The organism is Erwinia sp. AK-PDG3-5 (genome assembly GCF_056821705.1).
Genome location: NZ_CM165967.1, coordinates 1,486,433 through 1,506,976, shown reverse-complemented (window position 1 = coordinate 1,506,976; position 20,544 = coordinate 1,486,433). Strand labels below are relative to the sequence as shown.

At 55.8% G+C, this 20,544-nt stretch carries 19 protein-coding genes; 8 read left to right on the top strand and 11 right to left on the bottom strand.

Annotated features, from left to right (window positions below):
• Positions 1–2: 2 nt before the first annotated feature.
• The 4 genes from AC1UKS_RS06935 to yfbV all read right to left on the bottom strand — a co-directional run bounded on the left by AC1UKS_RS06935 (position 3) and on the right by yfbV (position 3,125).
• Positions 3–1,274, bottom strand: a complete 1,272-nt coding sequence (locus tag AC1UKS_RS06935) for an SLC13 family permease (protein WP_482436197.1) — start codon at positions 1,272–1,274, stop codon at positions 3–5.
• A gap of 78 nt (positions 1,275–1,352) precedes the next feature.
• Complete coding sequence (locus tag AC1UKS_RS06930) at positions 1,353–2,012, bottom strand: sugar phosphatase (protein WP_482436196.1); 660 nt, start codon at positions 2,010–2,012, stop codon at positions 1,353–1,355.
• 14 nt (positions 2,013–2,026) lie between these two features.
• Complete coding sequence (locus tag AC1UKS_RS06925) at positions 2,027–2,521, bottom strand: YfbU family protein (protein WP_265911382.1); 495 nt, start codon at positions 2,519–2,521, stop codon at positions 2,027–2,029.
• A gap of 151 nt (positions 2,522–2,672) precedes the next feature.
• The gene (yfbV, locus tag AC1UKS_RS06920; RefSeq protein WP_265911124.1) at positions 2,673–3,125 is read right to left on the bottom strand and encodes a terminus macrodomain insulation protein YfbV; all 453 of its coding nucleotides are present in this window, start codon (positions 3,123–3,125) and stop codon (positions 2,673–2,675) included.
• 333 nt (positions 3,126–3,458) lie between these two features.
• On the opposite strand from yfbV, the gene ackA reads away from it, so the two are divergent.
• The 3 genes from ackA (at position 3,459) to AC1UKS_RS06905 (ending at position 8,277) form a co-directional block, all read left to right on the top strand.
• On the top strand, positions 3,459–4,661 hold the full coding sequence (gene ackA / locus AC1UKS_RS06915) for an acetate kinase (RefSeq protein WP_482436195.1): 1,203 nt from the start codon (positions 3,459–3,461) through the stop codon (positions 4,659–4,661).
• A gap of 108 nt (positions 4,662–4,769) precedes the next feature.
• On the top strand, positions 4,770–6,914 hold the full coding sequence (gene pta / locus AC1UKS_RS06910; protein ID WP_173363015.1) for a phosphate acetyltransferase: 2,145 nt from the start codon (positions 4,770–4,772) through the stop codon (positions 6,912–6,914).
• Positions 6,915–7,284: 370 nt separating this feature from the next.
• On the top strand, positions 7,285–8,277 hold the full coding sequence (locus tag AC1UKS_RS06905; protein ID WP_482436194.1) for a TIGR04086 family membrane protein: 993 nt from the start codon (positions 7,285–7,287) through the stop codon (positions 8,275–8,277).
• 65 nt (positions 8,278–8,342) lie between these two features.
• Here the strand turns inward: AC1UKS_RS06905 and AC1UKS_RS06900 are convergent, their stop codons facing one another.
• Positions 8,343–9,428, bottom strand: coding sequence for an ABC transporter ATP-binding protein (locus tag AC1UKS_RS06900; RefSeq protein WP_206403903.1), 1,086 nt, complete (start codon positions 9,426–9,428; stop codon positions 8,343–8,345).
• 277 nt (positions 9,429–9,705) lie between these two features.
• Positions 9,706–11,199: a MocR-like pyridoxine biosynthesis transcription factor PdxR gene (gene pdxR / locus AC1UKS_RS06895; RefSeq protein ID WP_482436193.1), complete on the bottom strand. Its 1,494-nt coding sequence runs from the start codon at positions 11,197–11,199 to the stop codon at positions 9,706–9,708.
• A gap of 121 nt (positions 11,200–11,320) precedes the next feature.
• Here pdxR and AC1UKS_RS06890 point away from each other — a divergent pair, with 121 nt between their 5' ends.
• The 4 genes from AC1UKS_RS06890 (at position 11,321) to AC1UKS_RS06875 (ending at position 15,841) form a co-directional block, all read left to right on the top strand.
• On the top strand, positions 11,321–12,580 hold the full coding sequence (locus AC1UKS_RS06890; protein ID WP_482436192.1) for a 4-aminobutyrate--2-oxoglutarate transaminase: 1,260 nt from the start codon (positions 11,321–11,323) through the stop codon (positions 12,578–12,580).
• Positions 12,581–12,655: 75 nt separating this feature from the next.
• Positions 12,656–13,681, top strand: coding sequence for an ABC transporter substrate-binding protein (locus AC1UKS_RS06885; protein WP_482436191.1), 1,026 nt, complete (start codon positions 12,656–12,658; stop codon positions 13,679–13,681).
• 56 nt (positions 13,682–13,737) lie between these two features.
• Entirely contained in the window at positions 13,738–15,003 is a 1,266-nt protein-coding gene (locus tag AC1UKS_RS06880; protein WP_265911130.1) for an ABC transporter permease, read from the top strand.
• Positions 15,004–15,013: 10 nt separating this feature from the next.
• A complete protein-coding gene (locus tag AC1UKS_RS06875) occupies positions 15,014–15,841 on the top strand; it encodes an ABC transporter permease (RefSeq protein WP_482436893.1) in 828 nt (275 codons plus the stop codon).
• A gap of 75 nt (positions 15,842–15,916) precedes the next feature.
• Here the strand turns inward: AC1UKS_RS06875 and yfcD are convergent, their stop codons facing one another.
• Positions 15,917–16,462, bottom strand: coding sequence for an NUDIX hydrolase YfcD (gene yfcD / locus AC1UKS_RS06870; RefSeq protein ID WP_013203113.1), 546 nt, complete (start codon positions 16,460–16,462; stop codon positions 15,917–15,919).
• A gap of 96 nt (positions 16,463–16,558) precedes the next feature.
• A complete protein-coding gene (yfcF, locus tag AC1UKS_RS06865; RefSeq protein ID WP_482436190.1) occupies positions 16,559–17,203 on the bottom strand; it encodes a glutathione transferase in 645 nt (214 codons plus the stop codon).
• Between the two features lie 131 nt (positions 17,204–17,334).
• Between yfcF and AC1UKS_RS06860 the strand changes: the two genes are divergently transcribed.
• Complete coding sequence (locus AC1UKS_RS06860; RefSeq protein ID WP_265911133.1) at positions 17,335–18,228, top strand: TIGR01777 family oxidoreductase; 894 nt, start codon at positions 17,335–17,337, stop codon at positions 18,226–18,228.
• Positions 18,229–18,274: 46 nt separating this feature from the next.
• On the opposite strand, the gene hisP is transcribed toward AC1UKS_RS06860, so the two are convergent.
• From hisP to AC1UKS_RS06845, 3 genes are read right to left on the bottom strand one after another with little or no spacing between them, the layout of a single operon-like run.
• Entirely contained in the window at positions 18,275–19,048 is a 774-nt protein-coding gene (hisP, locus tag AC1UKS_RS06855; protein ID WP_265911134.1) for a histidine ABC transporter ATP-binding protein HisP, read from the bottom strand.
• A gap of 8 nt (positions 19,049–19,056) precedes the next feature.
• Complete coding sequence (locus AC1UKS_RS06850; RefSeq protein ID WP_482436189.1) at positions 19,057–19,773, bottom strand: ABC transporter permease; 717 nt, start codon at positions 19,771–19,773, stop codon at positions 19,057–19,059.
• Positions 19,770–20,456, bottom strand: a complete 687-nt coding sequence (locus tag AC1UKS_RS06845) for a histidine ABC transporter permease HisQ (protein ID WP_265911136.1) — start codon at positions 20,454–20,456, stop codon at positions 19,770–19,772. The genes AC1UKS_RS06850 and AC1UKS_RS06845 overlap by 4 nt, the downstream gene beginning before the upstream one ends.
• Positions 20,457–20,544 lie beyond the last annotated feature (88 nt).

Sequence of the window (20,544 nt, the reverse complement as noted above, 5' to 3'; positions counted from 1 at the left end):
CGTCAGAAGGGAAACAGTACCGGCACCAGCAACACGCTGACCACCATGATCATCAGAGTGAACGGTACGCCAATTTTCACAAAGTCACCGAAGCGATAGCCGCCAGGCCCCATCACCAGCATGTTCACCGGTGAGGAGACTGGCGTCATAAAGGCGGCGGAAGCGGCCACCGCAATAATCAGGGTAAACGGATAGGGAGACAGGCCCATCTGCTGCGCGGCGGCAATCCCGATCGGCGCCATCAGCACCGCCGTGGCGGTGTTGGAAATAAACAGTCCGACGGTGGCGCACAGGATAAACAGGCACAGCAGCATCACATGCGGACTTTTGCCTCCTGCCAGATCCATTAATCCCTCGGCGATCAACGTCACCCCACCGGTTTTTTGTAACGCTAACGCAAAAGGCATCATGCCAATAATCAGGATCAGCCCCGGCCACTGAATCGCCCGATAGGCGCTCTCCATATCTATACAGCGGAATTTGCCCATCAGCAGGCAGGCAATTATCGCGGCGATCGGATTTGGAATGGCGTTGGTCAGCATCATCGCCACCATCAGGGCCATACAGAAAATCGCGTGTGGAGCCTGACTTTTTGCCGGTGCACCCTCCAGGCTATCCACCGCCGTTTTTCTGAAACTCAGCGCTCGGCCTCTGCCCTTCTGCCCGGGATCCGCCAGCCATTTGCGCGCCACCAGCATATAGCCAATGCCAAGGATTAGCGCCACCACACCCACCGGCGTAACGTCGAAGAAGCGAAATCCCGTCAGCCCCTCGCGCAGCAATTCGCTGTTTACCACCAGATTGGGTGGCGTGGCGACCAGCGTCATCATGCCGCTGATCAGACCGGCGAAGCTCAACGGCATCATCAGCCTGGCCGGTGAACTGCCCATTCTGGCCGACACGCTGAGCACCACCGGAATAAAGATGGCGACCACCCCGGTCGAGCTCATAAAGGCCCCGAGTCCGGCCACCGTCAGCATCAGAAAAACCAGCATTTTCGTTTCGCTGCTGCCCGCGACCCTGACCAGCCATTCCCCCATATTCAGCGCGACGCCGGTGCGCACCAGGCCTTCGCCAATCACAAACAGGGCGGCAATAAGGATCACGTTGGGATCGCTGAAACCGAGGGTGGCTTCCTGCAGGGTAAGGGTTCCGCTGAGGACAAAAGCAACGATCACACACAGCGCAATCACATCCATGCGTAATTTGCCGGAGATAAACAACAGAATGGTGATCGCCAGCAGGCTGAGGACCCAAATCAACTCATTGTTCACGGGGATCTCTGTACAGGGGAATGGCGGTACAGATCATCGCATAAAAAAAACCCCGCTATAGCGGGGTTACATCATGTCTTAGTGCTTTCTGTGCACATCAATGCTGCCGTCAGCATTTTTGTGGATCACCAATTCTTCCAGCGAATTGAGCAGCATATCGACATCTTCCAGCCTTGGCGATCCGGCCGGTGCGTTGACTGCCACCACATGGCAACCTGCTGCCAGGCCTGAAAGAATGCCGGCTGCGGCATCTTCCACCACCACGCACTCTTCCGGTTCAAGCTCCAGCAGCTGCGCGCCGAGCAGATAGGCATCGGGCTCTGGCTTGCCGTTCTGCACGCGTTCAGCAGTGACAAAGGCTTCCGGCTCCGGCAAACCCGCGGCTTTACGGCGGGCAGACGCCACCGGAACAGAGCCCGAGGTGACGATAGCCCACGGGATATCCAGCTCATTCAACCTGGCCAGTAGCTCAACCGCGCCAGGCAACGCGACGATGCCGTCGGTATCTTCTGCCTCAACCTTCTCCAGCGCGATGAACTCCTGCTGAATGGCCTCTTCAGAAGAACCGGCCATAAAGTGGCGCAATGAGGTGATAGCCTGCTTGCCATGAATGAAGTTCAACACTTCTTCGGCTGCGATGCCGTGCCGTGATGCCCAATTAGACCAGGCGCGTTCGACAACCGGTAATGAATCGACCAGCGTGCCGTCCAAATCAAACAGAAAACCTTTACACTTCACGACGCTTTTCCTTCTCAGGCGTTGATGATTTGCGCGATCTCATTCGCACTCAGATGGTACTGCCGTGGACAAGTGTGCCACACAGTCAGCATGCGTTGATACTTTTCCCACATTGGCGTTTGGGCATTAAAGCCATGCGTACCGGAATCAAAATGGGTGTAGCGCCCTTCCACATTCACCATAAACCGCACGTAGCCGAGATATCGGGCTTCTGTGGCGGCATCAAAACCGAGGAAGGTCAGGCGGCGTTCTTCAATGAGGGTGGGATCTTTCAGATTTGTCCAGGACACATGCAGCGCGTGATGCAGCTCCATAATATCGATAATGCTGCGGCAAACCGCTTCGGTCAGCTCGCCAAATTCGCGGTCCAGCTCACGCATCTGCAAGCCGTAGCCTCGCTCAATAATGGTTTGCTGACGGCGATAGCGCTCGGCGTTATCGGGATCGAGCATGGTCATCATTTTGTACTGATTAGAGAGGATTAAACGCTGGGCATTGGTCATTTCCATCATTAACTCCTGTGCCGCACTAGGCGTAACGAAATTTGAAGGGGATGACTCAGGATCGCACAACAGGCTTGAGGGTGGTACAGCAAGCAGACGCTTCTTTGATCCAGACGGGGTTTCATCAGATAAATGCGCAGAAAACCCGGTCAGGAAGTTAAAGATCGTCGAGGAAGGTTTTATCAAGCTGCTTGAAGGCACGTTTCAGCACATCGGCTAACGACTGATACGTGGGTTTACCTTCCACTGGCGCGATGGCCTGGCCGGCGGCTTGCAGTTTCTCGCGAACTTCATGGAACCAGTTGAGCAGCGTGGGCGGTAATGGCGTTATGGAGCGCTTACCCAACCACCATAGCCCTTGCATCGGCAGGCTGCAGGCGAACAGCGCAGTCGCCACGGCTGGGCCCAACTGACCGCCCAGCGCAATTTGCCAGCTCATGGCGAAAACGGCCAGCGGCGGCATAAAGCGGATAGAAAAGCGTGTTGCACGTGAAACACGGTTCTCCGGAAAAATGGCTGCCAGACGCTTATCGGCAGGCCATGTTTTCATATAATGCTGCCCACACTGGAACAGTTTAAACCAACCGACGGTGCCGGATTCATTAGCCATGGTTGACCTCAACTTCGGAGATAAAATTTAAACAAAATAGACAACTCAACAACTTTACCTTACATCCTTCAAAATATTTTGTCTTTAACAGGCACACTGGTTATCCTGTGCGCGATTGTTGAATGGCTGTTACGAGGTTGCTATTAGCTAGCAGTAAGACCAGTCAAAAATCACTCTACGTTCAAAAAAAGGCGTAAAGTTTATAAAGTTTTTTTGCTTTTGGACAAAATTTGCCGTGAGCTTGACGTTCATCATTAATGTACCAGCTTTCATGCGCTACGCTGATAGTCTGATTGAGTTTTTTTTCGCCACTTTTAACCAATAGGACCTTCCATGTCGAGTAAGTTAGTTTTGGTTCTGAACTGCGGCAGTTCTTCACTTAAGTTTGCCATTATCGATCCTGCAAATGGTGAAGAATATCTCTCCGGTTTAGCCGAATGTTTCCACCTGCCAGAAGCACGCATTAAGTGGAAGATGGAAGGCGCTAAACACGAAGAAGCCTTAGGCGCTGGCGCGGCACACAGCGAGGCACTTAACTTCATCGTTAAAACTATTCTGGCACAAAAACCAGAGCTGTCTGCACTTATCACTTCGATAGGTCACCGCATCGTTCACGGTGGCGAAAAGCTGACCCATTCAGTGATTATCGATCAGGATGTGATTCAAGGCATTAAAGATGCGTCGTCCTTCGCGCCGCTGCACAACCCGGCGCACCTGATCGGCATTGATGAAGCAATGAAGAACTTCCCGCACCTGTCAGATAAGAATGTGGCGGTTTTCGACACCGCTTTCCATCAGACAATGCCGGAAGAATCCTACCTTTATGCCCTGCCGTACAAACTGTATCGCGAGCACGGCGTTCGTCGTTATGGCGCACACGGCACCAGCCACTTCTATGTCACTCATGAAGCGGCCAAAGTGCTGAACAAGCCGGTTGAAGAGCTGAACATCATCACTTGCCATCTGGGCAACGGCGGTTCGGTTGCGGCTATCCGCAACGGCGTCTGTGTCGATACCTCTATGGGCTTGACCCCGCTGGAAGGTCTGGTGATGGGAACCCGTTCAGGCGATATCGATCCTGCGGTGGTGTTCTTCCTGCACGACACGCTGGGCATGAGCGTTGATGCGATTAACCGTCTGCTGACCAAAGAGTCTGGCCTGCTGGGTCTGACCGAAGTCACCAGCGACTGCCGTTACGTAGAAGACAACTACACCACCAAAGAAGATGCCAAGCGCGCCATGGACGTCTATTGCCACCGCCTGGCAAAATACATCGGTTCCTACACCGCGCTGATGGACGGTCGCCTGGATGCGGTCATCTTTACCGGCGGCATCGGTGAAAACGCCGCGATGGTTCGTGAACTGTCGCTGGGTCGTCTGGCCCTGCTTGGCTTCGAAGTGGATCATGAACGCAACCTGGCTGCCCGCTTCGGCAAATCAGGCTACATCAATAAAGAAGGCACACGCCCGGCTCTGGTCATTCCTACCAACGAAGAGTTGGTGATTGCCCAGGACGCCAGCCGTCTGACTGCATAAGCCCTTCCCTCCGTCAGCTCAGGCTGACGGAGTTGTTTTTGACACCAGCCACTCAGGATCGCGCAAGCCCGCGCTTCAGAGATCCTGAGCCAATTCGAGAGGTTCATTGTGTCTCGTACTATAATGCTCATCCCCACCGGCACCAGTGTCGGTTTGACCAGTATCAGTCTCGGCGTGATCCGCGCCATGGAACGTAAAGGCGTGCGTCTGAGCGTGTTCAAACCTATCGCCCAGCCTCGCACCGGCGGCGACTCGCCAGACCAGACCACCACCATCATCCGTAAAAGCTCCTCTATTCCCGCAGCCGAACCGCTGCAGATGAGCCGTGTGGAATCGTTGCTGGGTTCGAACCAGCAGGACGTGCTGATGGAAGAGATCATCGCGCGTTATCACGAAAACACCAAAGATGCCGAAGTGGTGCTGGTTGAAGGCCTGGTGCCAACCCGCAAGCACCAGTTCGCCTCTGCACTGAACTATGAAATTGCCAAAACCCTGAATGCCGAAATTGTCTTCGTGATGTCACTGGGCAATGATTCTCCGGCTCAGTTAAAAGAACGCATCGAACTGACCCAGAGCAGCTTCGGCGGCAGCAAAAACAAAAGCATTACCGGCGTGATCATCAACAAACTGAACGCGCCAGTCGATGAACAAGGCCGTACCCGTCCGGACCTGTCCGAAATCTTTGATGACTCCAACAAAGCCAGCGTTGCCAATATCGATCCTAAGCAGCTGTTTGCCAACAGCCCGCTGCCGGTACTGGGCTGCGTGCCGTGGAGCTTTGAACTGATTGCCACCCGCGCCATCGATATGTGCCGTCACCTGAACGCAGAAGTGATCAACGAAGGCGATATTCTGACGCGCCGGGTGAAGTCCGTAACCTTCTGCGCGCGCAGCATCCCGCATATGCTGGAGCACTTCCGTCCCGGTTCATTGCTGGTGACATCTGCAGACCGTCCGGATGTGATCGTCTCCGCCTGTCTGGCGGCGATGAACGGCGTGGAAATCGGTGCCATCCTGCTGACCGGTGGCTACCAGATTGATGAGCCGATCCGCAAGCTGTGCGAGCGCGCCTTCGCCACCGGCCTGCCGGTGTTTATGGTGAAAACCAACACCTGGCAGACCTCGCTGAGCCTGCAAAGCTTCAATCTGGAAGTGCCAAGCGACGATACCCAGCGTATTGAACGCGTGCAGGAATATGTCGCCAGCCATATCGACTCCGACTGGGTTGAATCACTGACGGCCGCTTCCGAGCGCAGCCGTCGTCTGTCGCCACCGGCCTTCCGTTACCAGCTGACCGAGCTGGCGCGTAAAGCCGGTAAGCGCATCGTGCTGCCAGAAGGCGAAGAACCTCGCACCATCAAAGCAGCAGCCATCTGCGCCGAACGTGGCATCGCGTCCTGCGTCCTGCTGGGTAACCCGGAAGAGATCCACCGCGTTGCCGCCGTTCAGGGCGTTGAGTTGGGCAAAGGCATTGAGATTGTCGATCCGGAAGTGGCGCGCGAGAACTATGTCGCGCGTCTGGTCGAGCTGCGTAAGAGCAAAGGCATGACCGAAGTGGTGGCCAAAGAGCAGCTGGAAGATAACGTGATGCTCGGTACGCTGATGCTGGAGCGTGGCGAAGTTGACGGTCTGGTTTCTGGTGCCATCCACACCACGGCCAACACCATTCGTCCGCCGTTGCAGCTGATCAAAACCGCGCCTAACAGCTCGCTGGTTTCGTCAGTGTTCTTTATGCTGCTGCCTGAGCAGGTTCTGGTGTATGGCGACTGCGCCATCAACCCGGATCCTAACCCGGAGCAGTTGGCAGAAATCGCGATTCAGTCTGCCGATTCCGCCCTGGCCTTCGGCATCGAGCCGCGCGTGGCGATGATCTCCTACTCAACCGGCACTTCCGGTGCAGGCAGTGACGTAGAAAAGGTGCGTGAAGCGACGCGCATCGCTCAGGAAAAACGCCCGGATCTGGTGATCGATGGTCCGCTGCAGTATGACGCGGCGATCATGGCTGACGTGGCAAAATCCAAGGCACCAAACTCGCCGGTAGCGGGCCGTGCCACCGTGTTTATCTTCCCGGACCTGAACACAGGTAACACCACCTACAAAGCCGTGCAGCGCTCTGCGGACCTGATCTCCATCGGGCCAATGCTGCAAGGTATGCGTAAGCCGGTTAACGACCTGTCTCGCGGTGCACTGGTAGACGATATTGTTTATACCATCGCACTGACGGCGATTCAGTCCAAACAGGCTGAAGGCTAAAGCTGGTTATCCATTGCGGTAAATGACGCTGATGACCACGTAAAGGCGGATCCCCTGGATTCGCCTTTTTTTTAACCTCTTTTTACTGACATCACATATTTAAAATAATATTCACTGACTTTCCTTTCCTGTGCTTATGAATTTTATTTCCCCTGTATTTTTTCGTACAGGGTACATTTTAACATCTGGCAATAAATCTAACGAGTTTAATTCGTTGAAAGATATCTGTAATTTAGCGACGTGATTATTTTTATGGACAAAATGCAATCCAGGACTAGTCTTAATCAGGAAAGCCTTCAGGAGCGTAAAAAGCTTAATAATAATATTAACTTGCCATCCCTATTTATAATCAGATTAAGAGAGAACAGTTATGAGTGACCATAATATCCATCCGGTTTACAGTGACGTTAATACTGGCGTCCCGCTTAAACGCATCTCGTGGAGTGCCATTTTTGCTGGCGTGATCTTATCAGTGGTCATTTATTTATTGCTGACCATTCTCGGTACCGCAATTGGTGCGACCACCGTCGATCCGTTAAAAGAGCAAAACCCTCTGGATGGACTGGGCACAGGGGCCGCAATCTGGACGGGTTTAAGCATGCTGATTTCCATTGGCGCGGGGGCATTCATTACCGGCCGTCTGGCTCAGCGTGAAGGCGCGTTACACGGCCTGCTGATGTGGGCGGTAAATACCTTGTTTGTGGTTTGGTTAGCTATCTCGCTATTAAGCAGCGCGGTGAGCGGTACCGCCAGCGTAATAGGTTCGGGCTTTAGCATGGTGGGCAACGGTATTTCTGCCATCGCGCCTTCCATCGCCAATAAAGCGAAAGAAACGTTGAAGGAAAATAACTTCGATCTGGGAAATGTACAGAGTGAACTGGAAAAAACGCTGCAACAAACTGGCAAGCCAGAGTTACAGCCGCAGGCGCTGAAAAATGATGCGAATAAGGAGTCGCAGACGGCCCAGGATCAGGCGCAGAATACGGCGAATAATCCACAAAATGCCGATACTGATTTAGCAAACTGGTTCAAAGGCGTGCTACAACGCAATCAGGATACGCTGCAGGCAGCCGATGTTGATGCACTGAAAAATATCATCAAAGCGCGGACCGGAAAAAGCGATCAGGAAGTCGATCAGATCGTTGCGCAAACACAGAAAAGCTACGAGCAGGCGCGTCAGAAATATCAGGAACTGAAGGCTCAGGCCGAGCAGAAAGCGCGTGAAGCCGCTCAACAGGCTGCGGCTGCCACCGCTAAAGCCAGCTGGATGACCTTAATCGTTCTGCTGATTGAAGCCGCCGTTGCCGGCGCACTTGGCATGATGGGTCGTAAAACGCAGCCTCGTCAGGTAGTCGTTCGTTAATCCCTGACGCCCGTGATTGAAAAAGGCCGCTGAAATTGAGCGGCCTTTTTTTGTGGCTGCAGGCGTTACTGAATCATCACATCCAGCGCCCTCAAATGCGCTGGCTGCCAGGAGAGCGTTACTTCGCTGCCCGGTTTCCAGCTGTTGTCGACTTTGGCAGGCGTCAGTTTCACCATAAAGTTGCCCTGCCCACCGACTTCGGTCAGCATTCTGACGTGATCCCCCAGATAGATAAACTGTTGAATTCGCGCACGAACCTGCTGGTCACCCGCTTCTGGCGCATTGACGTTGACGCGCTCAGGGCGAATGCTGAGCTGGATCTTTTTACCCGGCGAGCTTGGGCGCACCTTCAACGCATCAAGACGCGTGCCGTCATCCAGCTGCACCTGATAGTAATCCCCTTCCGAGCCGACCTGAGTCGCCAGCAGGCTGTTATTCTCCCCGATAAATTGCGCCACAAAGGCATTCGCCGGCTGTTCGTACAGGCGATTTGGGCTATCCATCTGCTGGATCATGCCGTCGTTAAACACCGCCACGCGATTCGACATGGTCATCGCCTCGCTCTGGTCGTGGGTGACGTAGACAATCGTCAGGCCCAGCATCTCGTGCAGCTGCTTGATTTCCATCTGCATATGTTCCCGCAGCTGCTTATCCAGCGCCCCTAAGGGTTCATCCATCAGCACCAGTTTAGGTTCAAACACCAGCGCTCTGGCCAGGGCCACGCGTTGCTGTTGTCCACCCGACATTTGCGCGGGATATCGATCGGCCAGCGAGGTCAGTTTGATCATATCGAGGATCCGGCTGACCCGATCCTTCACGTCCGCCTTGCTCAGCTTGCGGATCGACAGCGGAAACGCCAGGTTCTCGGCCACTGTCATATGCGGGAACAACGCATAGTTCTGGAACACCATGCCGATATCCCGTTGATGCGGTGGCAGCGTGTGCAGCGGCTTATCACGCAGGAAAATCTCGCCGTCGGTCGGCGTCTCAAACCCGGCCAGCATCATCAGACTGGTGGTTTTTCCGGAACCGGAAGGCCCCAGTAGCGTCAGAAATTCGCCTTCCTGCACGTCCAGATTGAGATTGCGCACCACCAGCTTTTCGCCGTCGTAGCTCTTTTTGATGTTCTTAAAACTGACCAGTGATCTCATGGCATTCTCTCGTCGAGGCAGGAAAGGGGCCCAGTGCTCTGCGGATTATTTCGTCAGGGGCATTGGGTGGCTCCTTTTTAGCTCTACCACAACAAATTTCCTTCCCACAAGCAGAATTTGACAAGCTATCTAGTCTAAAATCACTCACAACACATTCAAGGCAATGATTTAAAGAAATTTTTAATCAACAAATATTTATAACGATCATCAGCCACGTAGGATCAGGCAAGATCCTGCGCACTATTATCGTGCACTCGCCCTGTTTTGAGGCAGTCCTTCAGCTGGGTTTCAGCCGCCGTTGCAAGCACGCCAGCACCGGCGCGAAGGTTGCCACCATGTTCTGCTCCTCGACGCAGGCATAGCCAAGGATCAACCCCCGGCGCGTGGTGCCCTGCAGGTAATACGCTGAAAGTGGCCGGGTCAGCACGCCCTGCTGTTCCAGTTCCGCCGCAACGGCCACATCGTCGATGCCGTCGGGAAGCGAGAGGATCAGGTGCAGCCCGGCGTTGCTTTGTTGTGCCAAAAACGCCGGTCCAAGGCTTGAGGTGATGGCGTCCACCAGCGCGGCACGGCGGCGGCTGTACAGCTGGCGCATTTTGCGGACGTGCGCGGCGTAGTGTCCTTCGCGAATAAATTCGGCCAGCGTCAGCTGCACCAGTCCGTTCCCGCCCCGATACAGTTCCGAATGGGCCATTTTCATCCGCGCGGCAAGCGGTTTTGGCACCACCATGTAGCTTAGCCGCAGGCCGGGATAGAGCGTTTTGCTGAAGGTGCCGAGGTAAATAACCGGCGCATCCGAAGACAATCCCTGCAGCGAAGGGATCGGGCTGTCGCCAAAGCGAAACTCGCCGTCATAATCATCCTCAACAACCCAGCTTCCGGCGTTTTTTGCCAGATCCAGCAGCTGCTGACGCCGCTGCAAACTCATCACCGATCCCAGCGGATACTGATGCGATGGCGTGACGCAAATCAGTCTTGGCGGTCGGCTGACATGGCTGAAGGCGGCAATATCCGGCAGTACCATGCCCTGCTCATCCACCGGCGTCGGCAGCAGTTCAACGCCGTTCACCGCCAGCACATTGCGAAATCCCCAGTAACCCGGCTCTTCAATCCACGCGCTGTCGCCCGGATCGCACAGCATTTTCGCCAGCAAATCCAGCGACTGATGCGTGCCGGCCGTGACCAGAATCTGATCCGCCGAACAGTTCAGCGAGCGAATAACCCGCAGGTATTCCGCCAGCGCCTGCTGCAGCTGCACGCAGCCGCCGTGGCTGGAATAGCTCAACGCCTCCACCGGCATCCGTCGGCTCAGCCGTAACTGAATTTTGCGCCAGATATCGTGCGGCATATGGCTGACATCGGGCACGCCAGGCATAAACGCGCCCCACTGGAAGGCACCGGCACCGCTGCGCGCCAACACGCGTGTGCCCCGGCTGGACAGGCGGATGTAGTTAAACGGTTTTCCCACCGGGACGGGTGACGCGGTGGCCTCCGGCGCCATCTCCGGCAGCCGCTCGCAGACGAAGGTCCCACTGCCGGTTTTGGTTTGCAGATAGCCCTCGGACTGCAGCTGTTCGTAGGCCGAAAGCACCGTATTTCGCGAAACGGAGAGATCTTTTGCCAAATCGCGGGTGGCCGGTAAACGGCTGCCGGTGGCAATGGCCCCTTGCTGGATCGCCGACTGCAAAACATCGTACAAACGCTTGCCCAGCGCGCCTGCGGGAGCCTGGCTTAAGCGGTGTGCGAGCAGGTCGCCAAGTAACGTTCGCAAAATTGGTACCTCGCAATAAAAAAAACTGGCTCTGGATATTAAAACCCACAAAACGGTAAAAACGAATCAACCCAATACAACGTGGCCCGTTCCACGCGATGACATCTGATGAGGTACAACCATGAACAGTGAAGTGCAACAGCGTCGTTTAGCTGCCACGCCGCGCGGCGTTGGCGTGATGTGTGATTTCTACGCCGTTCGCGCAGAAAACGCCACGCTGTGGGATCATCAGGGACGAGAGTATACTGATTTTACCGCCGGGATCGCCGTTCTGAATACCGGACACCGTCATCCAAAAGTGGTTGAAGCGGTTCGCAACCAGCTGGACTGCTTCACGCATACCGCTTTTCAGGTCATTCCCTACGAGAATTATCTGCTGCTGGCCGAGCGCCTGAATCAGCGGGTGCCGATTGCCGGCCCGGCAAAAACCACCTTTTTCTCCAGCGGCGCGGAAGCCGTTGAAAACGCGGTGAAGATTGCCCGCGCGGCCACCGGTCGTCCGGGCGTGATCGCCTTCACCGGCGCTTTCCATGGCCGCACCATGATGACCATGGGCCTGACCGGCAAAGTGGTTCCCTACAAAACCGGCTTTGGCCCGTTCCCGGGTTCAGTGTTCCATGCCCGCTACCCGAACGCGCTGCATGGGCACAGCATCGACGATGCGATGGAGAGCCTCGAATCCCTGTTCCGCTGCGACATCAGTCCACAGCAGGTCGCCGCCATTATCTTCGAACCGATCCAGGGCGAAGGCGGCTTCAATATCGCGCCAGCCGAGTTTGTCAGCAAACTGCGCGCGCTCTGCGACCAACACGGCATTTTGCTGATTGCCGACGAAATTCAGACCGGCTTTGCCCGCACCGGCAAGCTGTTTGCCAGCGAGTATTACCCGGATGCCAAACCTGACCTGATCACCATGGCGAAGAGCCTGGGCGGTGGTCTGCCGATTTCTGCCGTCTCCGGACGCGCCGAGGTGATGGATGCCCCACTGCCTGGCGGACTGGGTGGCACCTATGCCGGCAACCCGCTGGCCATTGCCTCTTCGCTGGCGGTACTGGAGGTGATTGACGAAGAAGCGCTGTGCGACCGCGCGCTGCGTCTGGGTGCAGAACTGGTTGAAATGCTCAACGACTGCGGCAATCCGGCGCTGGTTGAAGTGCGTGCCCGAGGCTCGATGGTTGCCGCCGAATTCAACGATCCGGCAACCGGCAAACCTTCTGCGGAAATCGCCAAAACCATTCAGCAAAAAGCGCTGGAACACGGGCTGATCCTGCTGACCTGTGGCGTGCATGGCAACGTCATCCGCTTCCTTTATCCACTGACTATCCCGGACGCCCAGTTTAAACAGGCGCTGACGCTGCTCGACACGCTGTTGCGCGCGTAGCTCCGCTGGCACAAATACTGCAATAACGCACCGGCAGCGCAGGCTGCTGATAACAATAACGAGGGGAGTTTTGGCATGGTTAAGACGTTGGCACTAATGATTCTGGCTGCATTTGCCGTACAGGCGCAGGCAGAAACCCTGACCGTAGTCTCTTTTGGCGGCACCAACAAGGATGCGCAGGAAAAGGCTTTCTACAAACCCTTTACCGCCGCAGGTAAAGGCACCATTGAAGCCGGCGAGTATAACGGCGAGATGGCGCGCATTCGCGCGATGGTCGAAACCGGCCAGATTGGCTGGGACGTGGTGGAACTGGAAACCCCGGAACTGCAGCGAGGTTGTGAAGAAGGTCTGTTTGAAACGCTTCACTGGAACAAATTGGGCAAAAAATCTGACTTTATCCCGGCAGCGGTCACCGAATGTGGCGCCGGTATTTTTGTCTGGTCTACCGTGCTGACTTATGACGCCACCAAGTTAAAGAAAGGACCAACCAGCTGGGCGGACTTCTGGGACACCAAAGACTTCCCGGGTAAACGTGCGCTGCGCAAAAGCGCCAAATATACGCTGGAAATCGCGCTGATGGCCGACGGCGTAAAGCGCGAAGACGTGTATACCGTGTTAGCCACACCTGCCGGTGTCGATCGCGCCTTTAAAAAGCTCGACCAGATCAAACCGAATATTCAGTGGTGGGAATCCGGCGCTCAGCCGCTGCAGTGGCTGGTTTCCGGCGATGTGGTGATGAGCTCGGCCTACAACGGCCGCATTGGTGCCGCGCAGGCTGAAGGACATAACTTCAACATCGTCTGGGACAACGCCCTATACGACCTGGATAACTGGGCGATCGTCAAAGGCTCGAAGCACAAGGCCCTGGCCGAACAGTTTATTGCCTTCGCTAACCAGCCTGAAAATCAGAAGGTGTTTGCTGAAAACATTCCTTACGGCCCGACCAACCTTAACGCCGGCAAGATGCTGGATCCAAAACGTCTGAGCACCCTGCCAACCGCGCCGGAAAACCTGGCGAAGTCGTTACAGGTGAGCAGTGATTTTTGGCTTGAGCACGGCGAAGATCTCGAACAGCGCTTCAACGCCTGGGCAGCCAGATAAGTGAAGCCGGCCGGGCCAGCATCGTGCCCGGCCGCACCTGAATTAAGGAGTCAGCAATGAGTCAAAATCCGGTTCTGGAGTCCAACATGCCCACTGCACTGAACGGCGAGCTGTCCCTCAGTCAGCGTCTGCGCCGCGTGGACCGGGCGAAAACCCGCCGCTCACTGATGCTGATAGCGCCTTTGCTGATCTTCGTGGTGGTCTGTTTTCTTTTTCCGATCGTTTCCATTCTGAGTAAAAGTGTTGAGAACCCGGAGTTCCACGACACCCTGCCGGAAACCACCGCCGCGCTGGCGCAGTGGTCAGGCAACGCCCTGCCCGATGAATCCCTGTATGCCACGCTGGGCAAAGAGCTGAAGAGCGCCCGCGAGCAAGGCCAGATTGCGGCCATCGCCAAACGGATGAGCTATGAGGATCCCAGCTTCCGCCGGCTGATTGTGACCGCGCCGCGTCTGGTGCCCGACTCGGGAAGCCAGGTAAAAGAAGCGATGATCGCCCGTCAGCCCTTGTGGGGCGAACTGTCGACCTGGCAGACGCTGCAACGCGCCGCCAAACCGCTGACCAGCTACTATCTGCTGTCGGTCTTCGATCGTAAAGTGGATGTCAAAACCGGTGAGGTGGTGAAGATCCCGGCTGAGCAGGCGCTGTATGTCAACGTGCTGCTGCGCACGCTGTGGATGGCGTTGGTGGTGACCTTACTCTGCGTGGGCATTGGCTATCCGCTAGCGTACTGGCTGGCAAAGCAGCCCTCTAATCGCGCGAATCTGCTGATGATTCTGGTCCTGCTGCCGTTCTGGACCTCGCTGATCGTCCGCACCGCCAGCTGGATTGTGCTGTTGCAATCAGGTGGGTTAATCAACCGCGCACTGATGGCGGTGGGCTTAATCGACCATCCATTAACGCTGGTGTTTAACCGCGTTGGCGTCTTTATCTCGATGACCCACATTCTGCTGCCGTTTATCGTGCTGCCGTTATATGCGGTGATGAAAGGCATCTCCCCCACCTATGTGCGCGCGGCCATTTCACTTGGCGCGCATCCGTTCCTCGCTTTCTGGCGCGTCTACGTGCCGCAAACCTACGCCGGGATTGCCGCGGGTGCGCTGCTGGTATTCATGATGGCGATTGGCTACTACGTGACGCCCGCCCTGCTGGGCGGACCGGATGACCAGATGGTCAGCTACTTTGTGGCGTTCTTCACCAACAGCACCATGAACTGGGGCATGGCCGCCGCATTGGGCAGCCAGCTGCTGATTATCGTAATGTTGCTGTATGTGGTTTATGTCCGCGTGACCCGCACCTCTGCCGAATCGGCAGCCCATTAAGGAGACGATGATGAGACAAAATGGAAGCCAACTGCTTCGCCTGTGGAACGCCTTCTTCACCTTTTATAGCGCGGCCGTACTGCTGTTTCTGATCGTGCCGGTCCTGGTGATTGTGCCGCTGTCGTTTAACTCAAGTTCGTTTTTAAGCTATCCCCTCAGCGGCTTCTCGCTGCGCTGGTATCAGACCTTCTTCCATTCGGGGGAGTGGCTGAATGCGCTCGGCAACAGCCTGATGATTGCGCCGATGGCCACCTTAGTGGCAACGGTGCTGGGCGTGCTGGCGGCGATGGGCCTGGTGCGGGGTGAATTCCGCGGCAAAGGTATCGTGATGGCCATTCTGATTTCGCCGATGGTGGCGCCGGTGGTGATCATCGCCGTGGGGATGTTCTTCTTCTTCGCGAAACTCTCGCTGCTGAACAGCTACCTTGGGCTGGTCCTTGCTCATGCGCTGCTTGGCGTGCCGTTTGTGGTGATCACCGTGGTGGCGGTATTAAAGAGCTATGACAGCAATCTGTCGCGCGCGGCCGCCAGTCTCGGGGCTTCGCCGCTGTATACCTTCCGCAAAGTGACGCTGCCGCTGATTGCGCCCGGCGTATTCTCCGGTGCGCTGTTCGCCTTCGCCGCCTCTTTCGATGAAGTGGTGGTGACGTTGTTCCTCGCCAGCCCGCGTCAGCGAACCTTGCCTATTCAGATGTTTGCCGGCATCAGGGAAAATCTTGACCCAACCATCGCCGCGGCGGCGACGCTGATGATTGGCGCGTCCTTGATCCTGCTGATCGTCATGGAACTGCTGAGAAGGCGCGGCGAGAAAATGCGTCAGTCGGCACCGGCTCACTAGACTCGATGCCTGAAAAGCTAAACGCCTGACGAAATTCATCAGGCGTTTTTTTGCACTCAGGCAACCCGCCGGAGGTTACTCCTGGCGTGAACTGCCAGAGCTGGAACGGCCGGACTCGTTATTACGGCTGAGCCACAGTGACAGGGCTTTCAGTGAATCATCGGTGAATTCATCGCAACGCGCGGTGATCTCTTCCGGCGTCATCCAGGTGACCTCATCCACTTCTTCTTCCTGCATGGCAAACGGACCATGTGAGACGCAGCTGAACAACCCGCCCCAGACGCGGCAGTGCTGATCTTCAAAGTAGAACAGACCGTGTTCAGCAAAAGGAACCGCCGCAATACCCAGCTCCTCTTCCGCCTCACGGCGCGCTGATTCCAGCATATCTTCGCCACTTTGCACCACGCCACCGGCGGTCGCATCCAGCATACCCGGCATAAAGTCTTTGGTTTCTGTACGGCGCTGTACCAGAATTTTGCCCATCCCATCGTGTACCACGATGTAGGTTGCGCGATGGCGCAAACATTGTGCCCGCATATGCGCACGGCTGGACTGTGCGACGACCTCGTTTTCTTCATTAACGATGTCTACCCACTCCGTGCCGCTCTCTTGCTCCACCATCCGTAACCCTTATTTGTTCTGGCGCATCAGCGCACGTTTACTCTTGCCCGCACAGTGTGCCACGGACCGTAAAAAAATTATAACCCGCGAGTGTGATTAACAGGCGGTCTTGGAGGATTCTGAGAGCCAAAGTTGCACGGATGCACGTTGCCACTGGAAATGGGCATAGTCAGCCACGCGATCGGGCACCGGATCGCCGTGCAGAGCCAGCCGATTGATCATCACCGCCAGGTCGGTATCGGCAATTGACCATTCGCCAAACAGGTTTTGCTGGCCCGGCGAGAGCCGACGCTCAACCGCGTCAAACAGCTTTTGCGCAGACGCCTGCGCATCTGCGGTTAAGGCCGGAAATTTTTCATCGGCAAACAGCACTTCCGTGGGGCGCTGCTGGCGGATCGGCAGAAAATCGCTGCGCAGCCAGGCCTGAATTTCACGCGCTCTGGCCCGTTTTTCACGATCTTTAGGATACAGGCGTTCATATTCCGGGGCAGGAAAACGCTCTTCCAGATATTCGGCAATCGCGGAAGATTCGGAAAGCAGGAAATCATCAATGTGTAAGGCCGGTACGCGACGCGTCAGCGAGATCTCGCCAAACGCATTTCCAAGATGCTGCTGGCTGGCGAGGTCAACATGCTGCATCGAGAACGGCACGCCCTTCTCGCTCAGCGCAACAAAGACAGACATCACATACGGACTAAAAAAACAGGCATCGGACCACAGCGTTACGTTTGGGTAATTCATCCTGATATCCTTACAAGGCGGCGTCTGCAACCTGTTTACCCATTTTTTCACATAAAGGCAATCCCCCAAACTTCACCTAAGCTGAAAGCAGGCTGTTGGATTTTTTATTTCTCTGATTAAGGACAGACAGCATGCATATTTTACTGACAGGCGGCACCGGCCTGATTGGCAGCCACCTTATTCCCCGCCTGCTGCATCGGGGTGAAACCGTTAGCGTGGTCACACGCGACGTCGCCGCAGCACGGGCGAAGCTGGGCCCGGAAGTGCACCTCTGGTCCGGCCTCGATCAACAACTGGACCTGAATGACGTTGATGCGGTAATCAATCTGGCCGGTGAACCGATTGCCGATAAGCGCTGGACCGAGCCGCAGAAGCGCCATCTGTGCGAAAGCCGCTGGCAAATCACCGAACGGCTGGTGAGCTTAATCCATGCCAGCAGTAACCCGCCTTCGGTGCTGATTTCCGGCTCGGCCACCGGCTTTTATGGCGATACCGGTGACCTGGTGCTGACAGAAGACGATCCTGGTCACGATGAGTTTACCCATCAACTTTGCGCGCACTGGGAACAGCTGGCGCTGGCGGCGGCAAGCGAACACACCCGGGTTTGCCTGATGCGAACCGGCGTGGTGCTGGCGAAAGAAGGTGGCGCGTTAAGCAAAATGAAATTGCCCTTCAGAATGGGCATCGGCGGCCCGATAGGCAGTGGCAAGCAGTATATGCCGTGGATCCATCTGGACGACATGCTGAACGCTATCCTGTGGCTGCTGGACAGTCCTGGCTTAAGCGGTCCGTTCAACATGGTGGCGCCGTATGCGGTGCGCAATGAGCAGTTCGCCGCCACGCTGGGGCACGCCATGCACCGCCCGGCCTTTATGCGTACCCCGGCGACCGCCATTAAGCTGATGATGGGCGAATCGGCGATTCTGGTGCTGGGCGGTCAACACGTGTTGCCTAAGCGGCTGGAAGAGTCGGGGTTTGCCTTCCGCTGGTATCAGCTGGACGAGGCGCTGGCAGACGTGGTGTAAGCGTGAGCATCAACCCCGGAAACCGGGGTTGATGGCAGTGCACCGTTTACTTCAGCGCACCGGAAAGGAATTGCTGCAGACGGGTGCTTTTCGGATTATTGAACAGCTCCTGCGGCGGCCCTTCCTCTTCAATTTTCCCCTGATGCAGGAAGATCACATGGCTGGAAACGTGGCGGGCAAACTCCATTTCGTGCGTCACCACCACCATAGTTTTCCCCTCTTCAGCCAGCTTCTGCATAATCTTCAGCACTTCACCGACCAGCTCAGGATCCAGCGCAGAGGTTGGCTCATCAAACAGCAGCACTTCGGGCTCCATCGCCAGCGCGCGGGCAATAGATACACGCTGCTGCTGGCCCCCTGACAGATTCACCGGATATTTACCGCGCGCACGCTCATCAATCCCCACTTTATCGAGGTACTTGATCGCCCGTGACTGCGCTTCGGCTTTGCTCAGGCCCAGCACCTGGATCGGCGCTTCCATCACATTCTGCAGCACCGTCATATGGCTCCACAGATTGAAGTGCTGGAATACCATGGTCAGGCTGGTGCGCAGTTCACGCAGCTGTTCTTTGTTGGAGACCTTCAGCTGTCCATCGGTATCACGCACCAGGTTAATCATCTGGTTGTTCACCGAGATGGTGCCTTCGCTTGGCTTCTCAAGGAAGTTAATGCAGCGCAGGAAGGTACTTTTACCTGAACCGGACGAACCAATAATGCTGATCACATCGCCGGCATTGGCCTGCAGCGATACGCCCTTCAGCACTTCATGCTCGCCATAACGTTTATGCAGTTCAGTTACGCTTAATTTATTGTCGGCCATAATTCTGCTCAATGAGTTGATGAAGGTTTCACGTGCTTCAGCCAGCGTTTTTCCGCCTTGCGGAACAGACTAATCAACACATACGAGATCATAAGATAAAGCACCGCCGCAATGCCAAAGGCCACAAACGGCTGGTAGGTTGCGGAGTTGATGTCGCGGGCGACCTTCAACAGATCGGGCACCGTGGCGGTAAACGCCAGCGCCGTCGAGTGCAGCATCAGGATTACTTCATTGCTGTAAGCAGGCAGCGCGGTGCGCAGTGCTGAAGGCATGATGATGCAGCGATACAGTTTGAAGGTGGAGAAACCATAGGCCCGCGCCGCTTCAATCTCACCGTGCGGCACCGAACGGATTGCCCCGGCAAAGATTTCGGTGGTGTAGGCACAGGTATTCAGCGTTAACGCCAGCAGCGTACAGTTGAGGCCGCTGCGGAAGAAGGCGTTGAGTAAATCGTTGCCCTTCACAATCTCCAGCGTGTACATCCCCGAGTAGAAGATCAGCAGCTGCACGTATAACGGCGTGCCGCGGAAAATATAGGTGAACAGCCACACAGGGAAACGCACGGCGGTAATCGGGGAGACGCGCGCAATGGACAGCAATACCGCCAGGCAGCCGCCCAGCACCACGGAAATAATCAGCAGCCAAAGCGTAATCACCACGCCTGAAAAACGGTATCCGTCAGTCCACAGCAGGGCTTGCCAGTAGTCATGAATAATATCGATCATAGGTCAGCCCTTCTTACACCCACCGAGTAACGGCGTTCAAGCCACAACAGCACGCCGTTGGACAGCGTGGTAAACACCAGATAGATCACCCCGGCCACCACCGCAAAATAGAACGGCTGCCAGGTACTTTTCCCCGCCAGCTGGGTCGCTTTGACCACGTCTTCCAGCCCCAGCAATGACACCAGCGCCGTGGCCTTGAGGATCACCTGCCAGTTATTACCGATGCCCGGCAGCGCATAGCGCATCATGCCTGGGAACAGGATCCGACGGAAAGTCTGGGAAGAGGTAAAACCGAACGCCGTCGCGGCCTCAATCTGGCCTCTCGGCACCGCCATATAGGCGCCGCGGAAAGTTTCAGTGAAGTACGCGCCGTAGATAAAGCCAAGGGTGATGATACCGGCAACCATCGGATCAATATCAAACTGATCGACGCCCAGTGCATCAGTAAGTTGATTCAACGCAATTTGCAGACCGTAGAAGATCAGCAGCATCAGAACCAGATCGGGCACGCCACGGATCAGCGTGGTGTAACCTTCGAAAATCAGGCGTAACGCCCGATTGCTGGAGAGCTTGGCCCCTGCGCCAATCAACCCAAGAATAACGGAGAGCAGCACCGAGCTGAGAGCCAGCTCAAGCGTGACCAGCGCACCTTTCAAAATCACTTCAGAATAGCCATACAGCATAAGGATGTCCTGTCTTTGGATTAACTTCGCGTTTCATCCGCCTGTGGCGTACAAAACAGGGGCCGCAGTCTACCGACTGTCGGCCCCC